Source organism: Streptomyces sp. NPDC007872 (assembly GCF_042868165.1).
Lineage (GTDB): Bacteria > Actinomycetota > Actinomycetes > Streptomycetales > Streptomycetaceae > Streptomyces.
Genome location: NZ_JBIAEA010000004.1, coordinates 362601 through 377458 on the forward strand (window position 1 = coordinate 362601; position 14858 = coordinate 377458).

General features: G+C 72.4%; 17 protein-coding genes and 1 tRNA gene. 14 read left to right on the forward strand and 4 right to left on the reverse strand.

From position 1 onward, the window contains the following. The first annotated feature begins 180 nt into the window (after positions 1-180). From ACFYNX_RS16120 to ACFYNX_RS16180, 13 genes are all read left to right on the forward strand, one after another. Positions 181-609 carry an NADH-quinone oxidoreductase subunit A gene (locus tag ACFYNX_RS16120; RefSeq protein ID WP_199836967.1) on the forward strand — a complete coding sequence of 143 codons (429 nt, stop codon included), beginning with the start codon at positions 181-183 and terminating at the stop codon, positions 607-609. Next, complete coding sequence (locus ACFYNX_RS16125; protein ID WP_365542652.1) at positions 600-1193, forward strand: NADH-quinone oxidoreductase subunit B family protein; 594 nt, start codon at positions 600-602, stop codon at positions 1191-1193. Before ACFYNX_RS16120 ends, ACFYNX_RS16125 begins: the two co-directional genes overlap by 10 nt. Beyond that, positions 1190-2617, forward strand: coding sequence for an NADH-quinone oxidoreductase subunit C (locus ACFYNX_RS16130; protein ID WP_388661996.1), 1428 nt, complete (start codon positions 1190-1192; stop codon positions 2615-2617). Before ACFYNX_RS16125 ends, ACFYNX_RS16130 begins: the two co-directional genes overlap by 4 nt. Continuing rightward, a complete protein-coding gene (locus tag ACFYNX_RS16135) occupies positions 2614-3582 on the forward strand; it encodes a complex I subunit 1 family protein (protein ID WP_365542648.1) in 969 nt (322 codons plus the stop codon). Before ACFYNX_RS16130 ends, ACFYNX_RS16135 begins: the two co-directional genes overlap by 4 nt. Beyond that, a complete protein-coding gene (locus tag ACFYNX_RS16140; RefSeq protein ID WP_388661998.1) occupies positions 3582-4148 on the forward strand; it encodes a NuoI/complex I 23 kDa subunit family protein in 567 nt (188 codons plus the stop codon). The genes ACFYNX_RS16135 and ACFYNX_RS16140 overlap by 1 nt, the downstream gene beginning before the upstream one ends. Next, on the forward strand, positions 4145-4783 hold the full coding sequence (locus ACFYNX_RS16145; protein ID WP_388662000.1) for an NADH-quinone oxidoreductase subunit J: 639 nt from the start codon (positions 4145-4147) through the stop codon (positions 4781-4783). The genes ACFYNX_RS16140 and ACFYNX_RS16145 overlap by 4 nt, the downstream gene beginning before the upstream one ends. After that, the gene (gene nuoK / locus ACFYNX_RS16150) at positions 4783-5136 is read left to right on the forward strand and encodes an NADH-quinone oxidoreductase subunit NuoK (RefSeq protein ID WP_365542642.1); all 354 of its coding nucleotides are present in this window, start codon (positions 4783-4785) and stop codon (positions 5134-5136) included. Before ACFYNX_RS16145 ends, nuoK begins: the two co-directional genes overlap by 1 nt. Further along, positions 5133-7109 carry an NADH-quinone oxidoreductase subunit L gene (locus ACFYNX_RS16155; RefSeq protein ID WP_388662002.1) on the forward strand — a complete coding sequence of 659 codons (1977 nt, stop codon included), beginning with the start codon at positions 5133-5135 and terminating at the stop codon, positions 7107-7109. Before nuoK ends, ACFYNX_RS16155 begins: the two co-directional genes overlap by 4 nt. A 27-nt stretch (positions 7110-7136) precedes the next feature. Next, entirely contained in the window at positions 7137-8690 is a 1554-nt protein-coding gene (locus ACFYNX_RS16160) for a NuoM family protein (protein ID WP_388662560.1), read from the forward strand. Beyond that, positions 8687-10255 carry an NADH-quinone oxidoreductase subunit N gene (locus ACFYNX_RS16165; protein ID WP_388662004.1) on the forward strand — a complete coding sequence of 523 codons (1569 nt, stop codon included), beginning with the start codon at positions 8687-8689 and terminating at the stop codon, positions 10253-10255. Before ACFYNX_RS16160 ends, ACFYNX_RS16165 begins: the two co-directional genes overlap by 4 nt. Before the next feature lie 34 nt (positions 10256-10289). Then, complete coding sequence (locus tag ACFYNX_RS16170) at positions 10290-10745, forward strand: MscL family protein (protein WP_125668184.1); 456 nt, start codon at positions 10290-10292, stop codon at positions 10743-10745. Between the two features lie 147 nt (positions 10746-10892). Then, positions 10893-11756, forward strand: coding sequence for a zinc metalloprotease HtpX (gene htpX, locus ACFYNX_RS16175; RefSeq protein ID WP_125668185.1), 864 nt, complete (start codon positions 10893-10895; stop codon positions 11754-11756). After that, positions 11753-12160: a YccF domain-containing protein gene (locus ACFYNX_RS16180; protein ID WP_125668186.1), complete on the forward strand. Its 408-nt coding sequence runs from the start codon at positions 11753-11755 to the stop codon at positions 12158-12160. Before htpX ends, ACFYNX_RS16180 begins: the two co-directional genes overlap by 4 nt. A 3-nt stretch (positions 12161-12163) precedes the next feature. Here ACFYNX_RS16180 and ACFYNX_RS16185 read toward each other — a convergent pair whose 3' ends face one another. The 3 genes from ACFYNX_RS16185 to ACFYNX_RS16195 form a co-directional block, all read right to left on the reverse strand. Continuing rightward, entirely contained in the window at positions 12164-12790 is a 627-nt protein-coding gene (locus ACFYNX_RS16185; protein ID WP_365542635.1) for an alpha-ketoglutarate-dependent dioxygenase AlkB, read from the reverse strand. Next, on the reverse strand, positions 12787-13284 hold the full coding sequence (locus ACFYNX_RS16190; protein WP_365542634.1) for a methylated-DNA--[protein]-cysteine S-methyltransferase: 498 nt from the start codon (positions 13282-13284) through the stop codon (positions 12787-12789). The genes ACFYNX_RS16185 and ACFYNX_RS16190 overlap by 4 nt, the downstream gene beginning before the upstream one ends. 96 nt (positions 13285-13380) lie before the next feature. Beyond that, on the reverse strand, positions 13381-13872 hold the full coding sequence (locus ACFYNX_RS16195) for a YajQ family cyclic di-GMP-binding protein (RefSeq protein WP_365542632.1): 492 nt from the start codon (positions 13870-13872) through the stop codon (positions 13381-13383). Between the two features lie 172 nt (positions 13873-14044). Between ACFYNX_RS16195 and ACFYNX_RS16200 the strand changes: the two genes are divergently transcribed. Further along, positions 14045-14126 (forward strand) — tRNA-Tyr (locus ACFYNX_RS16200). A 75-nt stretch (positions 14127-14201) separates the two neighbouring features. On the opposite strand, the gene ACFYNX_RS16205 is transcribed toward ACFYNX_RS16200, so the two are convergent. Then, positions 14202-14858 (reverse strand): SDR family oxidoreductase, encoded by a 657-nt coding sequence (locus tag ACFYNX_RS16205; RefSeq protein ID WP_388662007.1) that lies wholly within the window; start codon positions 14856-14858, stop codon positions 14202-14204.

A 14858-nucleotide genomic window follows, 5' to 3' on the forward strand; every position in this document is an offset into this window, starting at 1 on the left:
TGGGGGAGGCGGTCGAACGGAAGGGGGGTTAACCCCACCGGAGCCGATCCGGGGCCGGTCCGGGGTTGGCCCGGGGCCGACCCGGGGCCCGCGCGGGACCGGTCGCCACGACTGCTTACGGTCCCTTTAGCAGGGCCTAGACTCGCGTGCGTACAGATGCGTACAGAACAGAAGTGACCCATGGGGCACCTGGACCGAGGGGCGGACGTGCGGGAACCGACCGTTGTCGCGGCCGACGCGGCGGACTACTTCCAGACGTACTCCGTCGTCGGCCTGCTCGCCGTCGTCGGCGTGCTCTTCGTCGCCGTGGCGTTCGGCGCGGGCAGGCTGCTGCGGCCCGTCGTGCCGACGCCCGAGAAGCTCCTCACGTACGAGTGCGGCGTCGACCCCGTGGGGGAGGGCTGGGCGCACACCCAGGTCCGCTACTACGTGTACGCCTTCCTCTACGTGATCTTCGCCGTCGACTCGATCTTCCTCTTCCCCTGGGCGACGGTCTTCGCCGCGCCCGGCTACGGCGCCACGACCCTGGTCGAGATGTTCGTCTTCCTCGGCTTCCTGGCCGTGGGGCTGCTCTACGCGTACAAGAAGGGCGTCCTGACGTGGACGTAACACCCGAAACCGGATCCGGCCCCGGCCCCGTGGCCCTGCCCGCTCCGAAGCTGGGCGCGCTCGCCCGCCTTGCCCCGGAGCCGATGAAGGTGGTCCTCAACTGGGGCCGCCGCTACAGCCTGTGGGTCTTCAACTTCGGCCTCGCCTGCTGCGCGATCGAGTTCATCGCCGCGTCGATGGCCCGCCACGACTTCATCCGCCTCGGCGTGATCCCCTTCGCGCCCGGCCCGCGCCAGGCCGATCTGATGATCGTCTCGGGCACGGTGACGGACAAGATGGCACCGGCCGTGAAGCGCCTCTACGAGCAGATGCCCGAGCCGAAGTACGTCATCTCCTTCGGCGCCTGCTCCAACTGCGGCGGCCCGTACTGGGACTCGTACTCCGTGACGAAGGGCGTCGACCAGATCATCCCGGTCGACGTGTACGTACCGGGCTGCCCGCCCCGGCCCGAGGCGCTGCTCCAGGGCATCCTCAAGCTCCAGGAGAAGATCGCGCGGGAGAGCCTGGCGGAGCGGTACGCGGCGTCCCCCTCGGTCGCGGAACTGACGAGCCCGCTGACGCCCCCGCCGGGAGGCACGGCATGAACGCGTACGACACCCTCCCGGAGTCGGTGACGGAGGTCTTCGGCGAGGAGTCGACGGCGGAACGGGCGTACGACCTGCTGACGGTCGACGTCCCGCCGGCCTCCTGGACCACGGCCCTGACGACGGCCCGTGACGCGTTGGGCTGCACCTACTTCGACTGGCTGAGCGCGGTCGACGAGCCGGGCACGGGGATCCGGGTCTGCGCCCACGTGGTGGCGCTCGGCGGGGGCGGTGCCGGTGAGGGCGGCTCTCCCCGCCGCCTCCTCGTCCGTACGACGGTCCCGCACTCCGCCCCCGTCCTCCCCACGGCGGTGGAGGTGTACGCGGGCGCGGGCTGGCACGAGCGCGAGACCCACGAGATGTTCGGCGTGGACTTCACGGGCCACCCGCACCTGGTCCCGCTGCTCCTCCCCGAGAACTTCGAGGGCCACCCGCTGCGCAAGGACTTCGTCCTCGCGGCCCGGGTCGCCAAGGCGTGGCCGGGCGCGAAGGAGCCGGGCGAGTCGCACGAAGGCGGCCCCAAGCGCCGCCAGATGCTTCCCCCGGGCGTCCCGGACCCCAACGAGTGGGGCCCCCTCAAGGGCCAGCTCCCCCCGGCCCCCACCCGCGCCGAACGCCCGGCCCGCCGCACCCGCACGACGACGGACACCACCCCGGCCGACCCGACGGCGACGCCCCCGGTACGTCGTGCCCGTTCGGCGTCGGAGGGCTCGGCGAGCCAGGACCCGACGACGGCCCCGGCCCGCCGGACCCGCTCGGTGCCGGAGGGTCCGGCGAGCCGGACGGCGGAGGAACCGGGCACTCCGGCGCGCCGCTCCCGCTCCGCGTCGGACGGCTCGGTCAGCCAGGCGCCCGCGGGGGACGCGGCGGGGGAGACCCCGCCCGAGGCACCGCGCCCGCCGCGCCGCTCCCGCTCCGCGTCGGACGGCTCCGCGAGCCAGGCGGTGGGGGAGCCGGGTGCTCCGGTACGCCGCTCCCGCTCGGCCTCGGACGGCTCCGTGAGCCGGTCGACGGCGCCGGACGCGACGGAGGGCACTCCGCCCGGGGCGGCCCGCACGCCGCGCCGTTCCCGCTCGGCGGCCGACGGCTCCGCGAGCCAGGCGCCCCAGGAACCGAGGACCCCCCGCGCCCACCGCAGCTCGGACGCCCCCTGGCACCACGCCCGCCCGGCCTTCGACGAGGAACCGGCGGCCCCGGCGGAACAGGACACCGCACCGGCCCCGCAGGAGGCCCCGGCAACTCCGGCGGAGCCGGACACCGCCACCGAGCCGACCGCCCCGGCCGAACCCGCCCCGGCCGAGCCCGCCCCGGCCGAACCCGGCACGGACGCCGAACCCGGCAAGGGTGCCGAGCCCGGCAAGGAAAAGCCCATCGACCCCGACCCCACCGACCCCACCCACCCCGCCGGAGGCGATCCCGCGTGAACGACGTACTCGACGTCGCCCTCCGGCTCCTCGTCGTCTTCGCCGTCTTCCTCGTGCTGCCGCTCGTCGTCGGCCAGACCGAGCACAAGGTCATGGCCCACATGCAGGGCCGCCTCGGCCCCATGTACGCCGGCGGCTTCCACGGCTGGGCCCAGCTCGTCGCCGACGGCGTGAAGTTCGCGCAGAAGGAGGACGTGGTCCCGAAGGACGCCGACCGGCGGGTCTTCCAGCTCGCGCCGGCCGTCGCCCTCCTCCCGTACCTCCTCGTCCTCGTCGCGATCCCGGTCGGCCCGGGCGAGGGGGCCGTCGGGCAGGTCGTCGACGCCGGCATCTTCTTCGTGCTCGCCGTGATGGGCGTCGGCGTCCTCGGCAGCCTCATGGCCGGCTGGGCGTCCGCGAACAAGTTCTCGCTGCTCGGCGGCCTGCGGACGGCCGCCCAGCTCCTCGCGTACGAGCTCCCGATGCTCCTCGCCGCCGCCTCCGTCGCGATGGCCGCCGGCACCGTCTCCCTCCCCGGCATCCTGAACGCCTTCGCGTGGTGGTGGGTGCCCTGGCAGATCGTCGGCGCGCTCGTCTTCTTCGTGGCCGGCCTCGCCGAGCTCCAGCGGCCGCCGTTCGACATGCCGGTCGCGGACTCGGAGATCATCTTCGGCGCGTACACCGAGTACACCGGCCTCCGCTTCGCCCTCTTCCTGCTCGCGGAGTACGCCGGCATCGTCGTCCTCTGCGGCCTCACCACCGTCCTCTTCCTCGGCGGCTGGCACGGCCCCCTCGGCGCCGACGGCCTCGGCTGGGTCTGGACCCTCCTGAAGACCGCCGTCCTCGCCTTCGTCGTCATCTGGCTGCGGGTCAGCTACCCGCGCCTGCGCGAGGACCAGCTCCAGCGCCTCGCCTGGACGACGCTCGTCCCGCTCGCCCTCGCGCAGATCGCGCTCACCGGCATCGTGAAGGTGGCGATCCAGTAATGGCCCCTCTTCTCCCGCCCTCCCGGCCCGGCATCCCCGGCTCCGGCCTCGCCAAGGGCCTCGCCGTCACCCTCCGCACGATGACGAAGCGCTCGCACACCGCGCAGTACCCCGACGTGCAGCCCGAACTCCCGCCCCGCACCCGCGGGGTCATCGGCCTGTTCGAGGAGAACTGCACGGTCTGCATGCTCTGCGCCCGCGAGTGCCCCGACTGGTGCATCTACATCGACTCCCACAAGGAGACGGTGCCGCCCGCCGCCCCCGGCGGCCGCGAACGCAGCCGGAACGTCCTCGACCGCTTCGCCATCGACTTCGCGCTCTGCATGTACTGCGGCATCTGCATCGAGGTCTGCCCCTTCGACGCGCTGTTCTGGTCGCCCGAGTTCGAGTACGCGGAGACCGACATCCACGAGCTGACGCACGAGCGCGACAAGCTCCGCGAGTGGATGTGGACGGTCCCGGAACCCCCCGCGCTCGACCCGCGCGCGGAGGAACCGAAGGAGATCGCCGCCGCCCGCAAGGCGGCGGAGAAGGCAGCGGCGGCGGCCGAAGGGGAACAGCGGTGATCCTGACAGCAGTACAAGCGGCACGAACCGCAGAGGAACACGGCTTCCTCTCGCCCACCGGCGTGGAGATCGCCTTCCTCCTCGTCGGCCTCGTCACCCTCGGCGCCGCCGTCGTCACCGTCACCACCCGCCACCTGGTGCACGCCGCCCTCTGGCTGGTCGTGGCCCTCGGCGGCCTCGCGGTCGAGTACCTGCTCCTGACCGCCGAGTTCATCGCCTGGGTCCAGGTGCTGATCTACGTCGGTTCCGTCGTCGTCCTCCTCCTCTTCGGCCTCATGCTCACCAAGGCCCCCATCGGCCGCTCCCCGGACACCGACTCGGCCAACCGCCCGGTCGCCCTCGCCGTGGCCCTGGCCGCCGCGGCCGCGCTCGTCTGGGTGGTCGTCGACGCCTTCCGCACGACCTGGATCGACCTCGACGGAGCCGTCCAGGGCTCCACCGAGGTGACCGGTTCGATCCTCTTCCGGCACTGGGTGCTGCCCTTCGAGGCGCTGTCCGTGCTCCTCCTGGCCGCCCTGGTCGGCGCGATCGTCCTCTCCCGGAAGAAGGACACCGACGAGAAGGACACCGACGAGAAGGACACCGGCAAGAAGGACACGGGGAAGACCGCGACGAAGGCCGGAGGCGTCCGCTGATGCACCTCGCCTACCCCGCCGTCCTCGCCGCCCTCCTCTTCTGCACCGGCCTCTACGGCGTCCTCGCCCGCCGCAACGCGATCCTCGTCCTGATGTCCGTCGAGCTCATGCTCAACGCCGTCAACCTCAACCTCGTCGCCTTCGACGTCTGGCTCCGCGACGCCCTCCACGCCGGCCAGGCCCTCACCCTCTTCACCATCGCCGTCGCCGCCGCGGAGATCGGCATCGGCCTCGCGATCGTCCTGATGGTCCACCGCAACCGCGGCACCTCGGACATCGACCGCCTCCGCGACACGGCGGAGCACCCGGACCCGGACAAGACCTCCGACGAGAAGACCGAGGCCGCCGCGTGACCACGACCACCCTCGCCGTCCTCGTCCCCCTCCTCCCCTTCCTCGGTGCCGCCGCCGGGCTCCTCCTCGGCCGCACCGCCCCCGGCTTCGTCCGCCCCCTCGCCGTCCTCCCGACCCTCGCCGCCGCCGTCCTGGCCGTGCTCGTGGCGGTCCGTCAGGGCGGTGGGAAGGCGATCGACGCCGCCACCCAGCTCACCCCCACCGGCTCGGTCCCGATCGACCTGGCCCTGCACGTCGACGGCTTCGCCGCCCTCGTCGCCGTCCTGGTCGGGGTGGTCGCGACCTGCGTGCAGATCTACTCGACCGGCTACCTCCGCGAGGACCCCCGCTACTCCTCGTACGCCGCGCTCGTCTCCCTCTTCACCGCCGCGATGCTCCTCGTCGTCTACTCCGGCGACCTGATGGTGCTCCTGGTCGGCTGGGAGGTCATGGGCATCTGCTCGTACTTCCTCGTCGGCCACTACTGGGAGACCCCCGAGGCCCGGTCCGCCTCCCTCAAGGCCTTCCTCGTCACCAAGCTCGGCGACGTTCCCTTCCTCATCGGCCTCTTCGCGCTCGCCGCCGACGCCGGCACCTTCCGGATCACCGGCGTCCTCGGCGCCGTCGCGACCGGCGGCCTCGACCACCCCACCCTCATCGCGCTGCTGCTGCTCGCCGGCGTCGCGGGCAAGTCCGCCCAGTTCCCGCTGCACACCTGGCTCCCGGACGCCATGGCGGGCCCCACCCCCGTCTCCGCGCTCATCCACGCCGCCACGATGGTCGCGGCCGGCATCTACTTCACGGCCCGGCTGCTCCCCGTCTTCGCCGCCTCCGCCGCCGCGATGACCGTCCTCGCCGTGACGGCCGCGGTCACCATGGTCGGCTCGGCGCTCGCCGCGCTCGCCCAGGACGACATCAAGCGGGTCCTCGCCTACTCGACGATCGGCCAGCTCGGCTACATGGCCGGAGCCCTCGCCGTCGGCGACCGGGGCGCCGCCGTCTTCCACCTCCTCTCGCACGCCGCCTTCAAGGCGCTGCTCTTCCTCGCCGCCGGCGTGGTCATCCACGCCGCCGGTACGAACTCGCTGACCGCCACGTCCCGCATGAGCGGCCTCGCGAAGCGGATCCCGGACGCGTACTGGACGATGACCGTCGCCCTCCTCGCGCTCGCCGCGCTCCCGCCCTTCGCCGGCTTCTTCTCCAAGGAGGCCGTCCTGGTGGCCGCCGAGCACACCGCGCTCGGGGACCGGACCGTCGCCCCCGCCGGAGCCGGCTGGACCGTCCTCGTCGCGGGCCTCCTGACCGCCCTCCTCACCGCCGCCTACGCCCTCCGCCTCTGGCTGCGCACCTTCCGGGGCCGGGGCGCCGAGGCCCCCCATCACGGCCGCCAGCCGATCGCCATGACCTCCGTCCTGTGGGTCCTGGCCGTCCCCTCCCTCGGCTTCGGCCTGACCGTCCGGTACCTCCCCGACTGGTTCGACGGGAACGAGCTCGCCCCGACCCTCGTCACCGCCGTCCTCGGCACCGGCCTCGCCGCCGCCGGAGCGGCCGTCACCTACGCCGTCTGGCGCACCCTCGCCGCCCGGGCCCCCGTCGTCCCCACCCAGCACGTCGCCCACCCGGACGCCGACGCGGGCCTGGTCGAGGCCGAGGCGCTGCACCTGCCGCACCCCGCCGAGGACCCGGCCGACCCCGGCCGCGCCCTCCTCGGACCGCTGCACCGCCCCGCCGCCGACGGCTTCCACCTGGACGCCGTCTACCGGGCCGCCTTCGTCCGCCCCGTACTCGCCGCCGCCTCCCTGGTCCGCTTCCTGGACCGCGAGGTCGTCGACACCTACGTCCGGGGCGCCGCCGGCTCCGCCAAGGGCCTGGGGTGGCTCGTCCGCCGCGCCCAGACCGGCAACGTCCAGACCTATCTGAGCGCCCTGCTCGCCGGCTCCGTCGTCCTGGCGATCGCCGCAGTCGCCCTCGCCAACGCCGTCGCCGGAGCGTGAGCCGTGATCGATATCAGCGAATCCGTGATGCAGTTCCTTCTGGCGTTGATCGTCGCCGGACCGCTCCTCGGCGCCGCCGCGGCCCTCCTACCGGCCCCACCGGGCCTGAAGGGGACATCACCCGACCAGGCCGTCCTGCGCCACGGCGTCACCGTCACCGGCGTGATCCTGCTCGCCACCCTCGTCCTCGCGGCCGGCTTCGACCACGACCACCCGTCGACGATGCAGGCCACGACGGACATCAGGTGGATCAGGGCACTGGACGTGCGCATCCACCTCGGTGTCGACGGCATCTCCCTCCCCCTCCTGGTCCTGACCGCGCTCCTGTGCTTCCTCTGCGCGCTCCACTCCTACTTCAGGCCCCCGGCGGGCCCCGCCCCCAAGGCCTTCGTCGCCCTGCTCCTCGTCCTGGAGTCCGGCACCCTCGCCAGCTTCGCCGTCCTCGACCTCGTCCTCTTCTTCCTGGCCTTCGAGACGGTCCTCGTCCCGATGTACTTCCTCATCGCCCGCTGGGGCGGCGAGGGCAGGCGCGCCGCCGCCACGAAGTTCGTCCTCTACACGCTCCTCGGCTCCGTCGTCATGCTGCTCGGACTCCTCCTCATCGGTGTGAAGTCGGGCACATTCGACATGGTGGCACTCGCCACTGACAACGGCCGCGGACTGACCGCGTCCGTGCAGGTCATCGCCGTCCTCGCGATCGGGATCGGGCTCGCGGTGAAGACCCCGATGTGGCCGCTGCACAGTTGGCTCCCGGACGCCCACACCGCCGCCCCCACCGTCGGCTCCGTCCTCCTCGCCGGCGTCCTGCTCAAGATGGGCACGTACGGCTTCGTCCGGATCGTCCTGCCGATCGCGCCCGACGGCATGCGGACCTTCGCCCCGTACCTCGCCGCCTTCGCCGTCGCCGGGATCGTCTACGGCTCGCTCGCCTGCCTCGCCCTCGCGCGCCCCGGCGCCAAGGGCGACCTCAAGCGGCTCATCGCGTACTCCTCCGTCGGGCACATGGGCTTCGTGCTCCTCGGCATCGCCACCATGACCCCCACCGGGGTCAACGGCGCCCTCTTCGCCAACGTCGCCCACGGCCTCGTCACCGGACTGCTCTTCTTCCTGGCCGGCGCGGTCAAGGACCGGTACGGCACCGCCGACCTCGACACCCTCGCCGGCGCCACCGGGGCCGCCCTCTACGGCCGCGCGCCCCGCCTCGGCGCCCTCCTCGCCTTCGCCGCCGTCGCCTCCCTCGGCCTGCCCGGCCTCGCCGGGTTCTGGGGCGAGATGCTGGCCCTCTTCGGCGCCTTCGACCCCGCCGAGGGCCTCAGCCGCCCCGCCTTCCTCACCTTCACGGCGATCGGCGCCTTCGGCACCCTGCTCACCGCCGCGTACCTCCTGATCGTCGTCCGCCGCGTCTGCATGGGCGGCCCCCGGCCCGCCGGGGAGGCCCCGATCGCCGACGTCCAGGGGTACGAGTTCGCCGCCTGGACCCCGCTCGTCGCCCTCACCGTCCTCGCCGGACTCTGGCCCGCCGTCCTCCTCGGCCTCACCGACCCGGCCGTCCAGAAGCTCCTCGCCGGAGGCACCCAGTGACGTCGCAGCTCGTCCAGTCCGTCGACTGGCTCACGATCGCGCCCCCCGTCCTCACGGCCGCGGTCGCCCTCGCCGTCCTCGTCGCCGACCTCTTCGTCCCGCCGGAGCGCAAGCGGATCCTCGGCTGGACCGCGACCGGCGGCCTGGTCGCCGCCCTCGCGCTCCTCGTCCCGCTGCGGGCCGGCGACCGCTCCACCTTCTGCCTCACCCCCGACACGCGGGTCACGGCGTGCAGCTACACCGCCGACCACTTCACCCTGGTCGTCCAGCTCCTCGTCCTCGGCGGGGCGCTCCTCACCGCGCTGCTCTCCCTGGACGAGACCCGGGAGAGGCTCCCGGCCGGCGAGTACTGGTTCCTGCTGCTCTCCTCCGCCGCCGGAGCCGCCCTGCTGCCCGCCTCCCGGGACCTCGCGACCCTCGTCGTCGCCCTGGAGGTGGCCTCCCTGCCCGCCTTCGCGCTCGTCGGCCTCAAGCGCGGCGACCGCATGTCCGGCGAGGCCGCCCTCAAGTTCTTCCTCTCCTCCGTCACCGCGACCGCCGTCACCCTGCTCGGCGCGAGCTTCGTGTACGCGACGACCGGTACCCTCCACCTCACGGAGATCGCCCAGCGCCTCGACGACGTCCCCGGGCAGCTCCAGACCCTCGCCGAGGCGGGCGTCGCCCTCACTCTCGTCGGCTTCGCCTTCAAGACGGCCGCCGTCCCCTTCCACTTCTGGGTCCCCGACACCTACGTCGGCGCCCCGCTGCCCGTCGCCGCCTACCTCTCCGTGGTCGGCAAGGCCGTCGGCTTCACCGGCCTGATCCTGGTGACCGTCGTCGCCTTCCCCTCGTACGCGGACGTGTGGGGCCCGGCGCTCGCCGTCCTCGCCGCGCTCACCATGACCGCGGGGAACGTCGCCGCCCTGCGCCAGCTCTCCACGCGCGCGTGGAGCGCGGTCCGGCTGCTCGCCTGGTCCTCCGTCGCCCAGGCCGGCTACCTCCTGGTGCCGATCGCGGCCGCCGCGTACTCCAGCGACGACCAGATCGGCGCCACCGTCGCGTACGCCCTGATGTACGCCGTCGTGAACCTCGGCGCCTTCGCGGTCGTCGCGCTCGTCGCGCGCGTGCGCCCCCGGAACCGGATCGAGGACTACCGGGGCCTGTACGCGACGCACCCCGCCGCCGCCCTCGCGCTCGCCTTCTTCCTCCTGAATCTGGCCGGTTTGCCCCCGGGTATCATCGGCCTCTTCGCCAAGGTGACCGTCTTCTCGGCGGCCGTCGACGCGGGCCTGGGCTGGCTGGCCGTGGTCATGGCGCTCAACGTCGTGATCGCGCTGTCCTACTACCTCCGCTGGACGGCCCTGCTCTTCCGCACCCCGGAAGAAGCCCCGGCAGAAGCGCCGGGAGAGGCCCCGGCAGAAGCCCCGGAAGAGGCCCGGGAGGGCAGCGCCGCCCCCCACCACCGGCCCTCCCACCGGCCCCCCGTGCCGGTCGTCCTGGCGATCGCGCTGACCGCCGCCGCCGGAGCCGTCCTGTCGGGCTACCCGCAGTTCGCCCTCCGCTTCGCGACGACGGCGCTCTTCTGACCCCCATCCGAGCAGAACCTAGGAGCAGGACCCCGTGCTGAACGGATTCAAGGACTTCATACTTCGCGGGAACGTCATCTCGATGGCCATCGGTCTGGCCGTCGGAACGGCGTTCACCTCCGTCGTCACGGGCTTCAGCAAGGCCTTCATCACCCCGCTCATCGGCCTCGCCACCGGCTCCGTCGGCAACTTCAACGACGCGACGTTCAGCATCGGCAAGACCGTCTTCCCCTACGGCCTGGCCATCTCCGCGACCATCGCCTTCGTCATCACCGCGGCGGTCCTCTACTTCCTGATCGTCGTCCCGATGACGGGGATCCAGCACAAGTTCGCCAAGGCGGCGGCGGCCGACCCCAAGTCGGAGAAGCGCGACTGCCCCCACTGCTACAGCGAGATCCCGGCCATCGCCTCCCGCTGCGCCTTCTGCACCGGCGAGGTCGAGCCCGTCGGCACCCTCCTGGAGAAGGTCGAGGTCCCGGCGCCCCGCTGATCACCCGAACGGCCCACGGCCACCCCCGGTGCGGCCGGGGGAACCCGAACCTCCCGCCTGGCGTTGACCAGTACGGGAGGGTCCACTGAAGGAGTGGACCACCACGGAGAAAAGGGTTCCCCTGCCGCACCACCTGGAGGGCGTACCGTGCACCGCCGGCACAACGGGCTGAGGACCGCCGTCCTCCTCGGAGGGCTCTCGGCCCTCATCATCGTCATCGGCAGCTTCTTCGGGCGTACGGGACTGATCGTCGCGCTCGTCGTGGCGCTCGGCACCAACGCGTACGCGTACTGGAACAGCGACAAGCTGGCGCTGCGGGCCATGCGCGCCCGCCCGGTCAGCGAGTTCGAGGCGCCCGCGCTCTACCGGATGGTGCGCGAGCTCTCCACGCAGGCGCGCCAGCCCATGCCCCGGCTCTACATCTCGCCGACCCAGGCGCCCAACGCCTTCGCCACCGGCCGCAACCCGCGCAACGCCGCCGTCTGCTGCACCGAGGGCATCCTCGCCCTCCTGGACGAGCGGGAGCTGCGCGGGGTCATCGGCCACGAGCTGAGCCACGTCTACAACCGGGACATCCTCATCTCCTCGGTCGCCGGCGCGCTCGCCTCCGTGATCATGTTCCTGGTGAACTTCGCCTGGCTGATCCCCGTGGGCCGCTCCAACGACGACGACGGCCCCGGTCTCCTCGGCATGCTGATGATCATGATCCTCGGCCCGATCGCCGCCTCGGTCATCCAGCTCGCCATCTCCCGCTCCCGGGAGTACGAGGCCGACGCCTCCGGCGCCCAGCTCACCGGCGACCCGCTCGCCCTGGCGGGCGCCCTGCGGAAGCTGGAGGCCGGCACCAAGCAGTTGCCGCTGCCGCCCGAGCCCCGGATCGAGACCGCGAGCCACATGATGATCGCGAACCCGTTCCGGCCCGGCCAGGGCCTCTCCAAGATGTTCTCCACCCACCCGCCGATGGCCGAACGCATCGCCCGGCTCGAACAGATGGCAGGTCGACGCCCGTGAAGACGATCCTGAACGTCATTTGGCTGATCCTGTGCGGATTCTGGATGTTCCTCGGCTACATGCTCGCGGGACTCCTGCTCTGCATCACGATCATCGGCATCCCCTTCGGGCTCGCCGCCTTCCGCATCGGGATCTACGCCCTGTGGCCCTTCGGCAAGACGGTCGTCGACCGCCGCGACGCGGGCGCGCCCTCCTGCGTGGGCAACGTCCTGTGGCTGATCCTCGCCGGCTGGTGGTTGGCGCTCGGCCACATCACCACCGGCATCGCCCTCTGCATCACGATCATCGGCATCCCGCTGGGCATCGCGAACTTCAAGCTGATCCCGGTCTCGCTGCTGCCGCTCGGCAAGGAGATCGTCTCCACGGACAGGGCCGCGGGCGTCCACGTCCCCCAGAGCTACTGAGGACTACGGGATCCCGGTCTCCCGCAGGGTGATGTTGAGCCGCCCCTTCACGCCGAGGCCGGGCTCGGCGGTCCCGGGGAACACCCGGGGCACCCCGTGGTGCGCCCACCGCGAGGGCCCGCCGAAGACGAACAGGTCCCCGGAGACCAGCTCGACGTCCCGGTAGGGCCGCCCCCGGTCCTCCGCGTTCCCGAACCGGAACACGCACCGGTCCCCGAGGCTCAGCGACACCACCGGCGCCCCGGAGCGCTCCTCCCGGTCCTGGTGCATCCCCATCCGCGCCCCGGGCGCGTAGAAGTTCACGAGCGCGGTGTCGGGCGTGAAACCGCCGTGCTCCCCGTAGGCCTCGGCAACGGCCTCCCGCCCGAGCGAGACCAGCCACCCGGGCAGTGCGAGGCCGACGGCGTCGAGATACCGGTACGGCACCCACTGCCGCCCCAGACACAGCGAGCGCACCGACATGACGCCCCCGCCCGGCAGCACGGTCCGCCGGTACGGGAAGGGCCCGCGCCCCCACTCCCGGCAGGCGTCCACCAGCTCCCGCTGCCGCGAGAACGGGAGCCACGCGGGCACGTGCACGGCCCCGGGAGCCACGAGGACCCGATCCCGCGGAAAGAGCCCCTCACTCACACCAGGACCCCCTCCAGGCCCAACAAGCGCTCCTTGCGCTCGACCCCGGCGGCGTACCCGCGCAGGGCCCCATCGGCCCCGATCACCCGGTGGCAGGGCCGCACCACGAGCAGCGGATTGCGCCCGATCGCGGTCCCCACGGCCCGCACCCCGGCCCCGGCCGAACCGACGCGCCGGGCGACCTCCCCGTACGAGACGGTGGTGCCGTACGGCACGTCTTCGAGCACGCGCCAGACGCGCCGCTGGAACTCCGTCCCGGCGTCGCCGTCGACCGGCACCTCGAACCGCTCCCGCTCCCCGGCGAAGTACTCCCGCAACTGCCCGGCGACCTCCTCGAAGGCCCCGGGCGCGCGCGTCCAGCCGTCCTCGACCACGACGGCGCCCTTCTGCTCCGGCAGGGACAACGACCGCAGCACGGCACGACCCCCCGGCGCGAGCCGCCCGACCAGCAGCATCTCGCCCAGGGGGCCGTCCACGTACGCGTACACGGTCATGACTGCTTCCTCTCCCGCACGACTCTTCCACGACCCAGTGTGCGGGGCCGCCGACGAGGGGTCCGGCGGGATTCGGACACGACCTTCGACGGGGGACTAGCGGTAGTTCACGAACTGGATCGCGAAGTCGAAGTCCTTGCCCTTGAGGAGCGCCTGGACGGCCTGGAGGTCGTCGCGGCTCTTCGAGCTGACCCGCAGCTCGTCGCCCTGCACCTGCGCCTTGACGCCCTTGGGGCCCTCGTCGCGGATGGCCTTCGCGACCTTCTTGGCGTTCTCCTGGGAGATGCCCTCGGTGACCGAGGCGAAGAGCTTGTACTCCTTGCCGGAGAGCTGCGGCTCGCCCTCGACGTCCAGCGACTTGAGCGAGATCCCCCGCTTGATCAGCTTGGACTGGAAGATGTCGAGGATCGCGTTGACCCGCTCCTCGCCGTTCGCCTGCATGAGGATCTTCTCGCCCGACCAGGAGATCGAGGCGTTGGTCCCCTTGAAGTCGTAACGCTGCGAGATCTCCTTGACGGCCTGGTTGAGGGCGTTGTCGACCTCCTGCCGATCGACCTTGGAGACGATGTCGAAACTGGAGTCGGCCATGACTCGTGGCTCCTTGCTCGGGTGCTGTGGATACAGCGCAAAGCCTAGGGGGCGAGCCGGGGCCCGAACCGCTGATCAAACCGGTGGCGGACCACCCCCGGGGATCGGGTATTGTTTACGTCGTTGCCACGGAGCACCGCCGAAAAGCGGATCTACAAGGCGACGATCCCATGGCGGTGTGCCCGAGTGGCCAATGGGAGCGGACTGTAAATCCGTCGGCTTAGCCTACCCAGGTTCGAATCCTGGCGCCGCCACGCGATGTCGAAGGTCCCCGGTACTCGTACCGGGGACCTTCTCTCGTCGTACGGAGCGTGCGGTGCCGCTCCGGGTCAGTTTCCGGCCACCGCCTTCACCGCCACCGAGAGCGGCGTCGAGCCCGAGATCAGTTCCAGGGTGAGGCCGGACGTCGCCGGAGTGTCCAGGAGTTCCGCGACGACCGCCGCCACGTCGTCGCGGGGGACCGTGCCGCGGCCCGTACGGGCCTCCAGGCGGACCAGGCCCGTGCCCGCGTCGTTCGTGAGGGTGCCGGGGCGCAGGATCGTCCAGTCCAGGGCCGTACGGGAGCGGATCTCGTCGTCCGCCGCGCCCTTGGCCCGCAGATAGGCGTCGAAGATCTCCTCGCCCGGGTGGGACGCGTCCGCGCCCATCGAGGAGATGACGACGTACCGCCGCACCCCCGCCCGTTCCGCCGCGTCCGCGAAGAGCACCGCGGCCCCCCGGTCCACCGTGTCCTTGCGGTCCACCCCGCTGCCCGGGCCCGCGCCCGCGGCGAAGACCACCGCGTCCGCGCCCCGCAGGGCGTCGGCCACCAGGGGGGACGACGCCGTCTCCAGGTCCAGGACCACGGGTTCGGCACCCGCCTCCCGCAGGTCCGCCGCCTGTTCGGGCCGGCGGATGATCCCCACCGGCTCGTGCCCGCCCGCCGAGAGCAGCCTCTCCAGGCGCAGGGCGATCTGTCCGTGTCCTCCAGCGATGACGATGCGCAT

Coding starts and splice junctions, on each gene's coding strand:
- ACFYNX_RS16130 (WP_388661996.1), top strand. CDS start 1,190: ATGAACGCGTACGACACCCTCCCGGAGTCGGTGACGGAGGTCTTCGGC.
- ACFYNX_RS16205 (WP_388662007.1), bottom strand. CDS start 14,858: ATGCGCATCGTCATCGCTGGAGGACACGGACAGATCGCCCTGCGCCTG.
- ACFYNX_RS16120 (WP_199836967.1), top strand. CDS start 181: ATGGGGCACCTGGACCGAGGGGCGGACGTGCGGGAACCGACCGTTGTC.
- ACFYNX_RS16195 (WP_365542632.1), bottom strand. CDS start 13,872: ATGGCCGACTCCAGTTTCGACATCGTCTCCAAGGTCGATCGGCAGGAG.
- ACFYNX_RS16160 (WP_388662560.1), top strand. CDS start 7,137: ATGCAGTTCCTTCTGGCGTTGATCGTCGCCGGACCGCTCCTCGGCGCC.
- ACFYNX_RS16190 (WP_365542634.1), bottom strand. CDS start 13,284: ATGACCGTGTACGCGTACGTGGACGGCCCCCTGGGCGAGATGCTGCTG.
- ACFYNX_RS16140 (WP_388661998.1), top strand. CDS start 3,582: ATGGCCCCTCTTCTCCCGCCCTCCCGGCCCGGCATCCCCGGCTCCGGC.
- nuoK (WP_365542642.1), top strand. CDS start 4,783: ATGCACCTCGCCTACCCCGCCGTCCTCGCCGCCCTCCTCTTCTGCACC.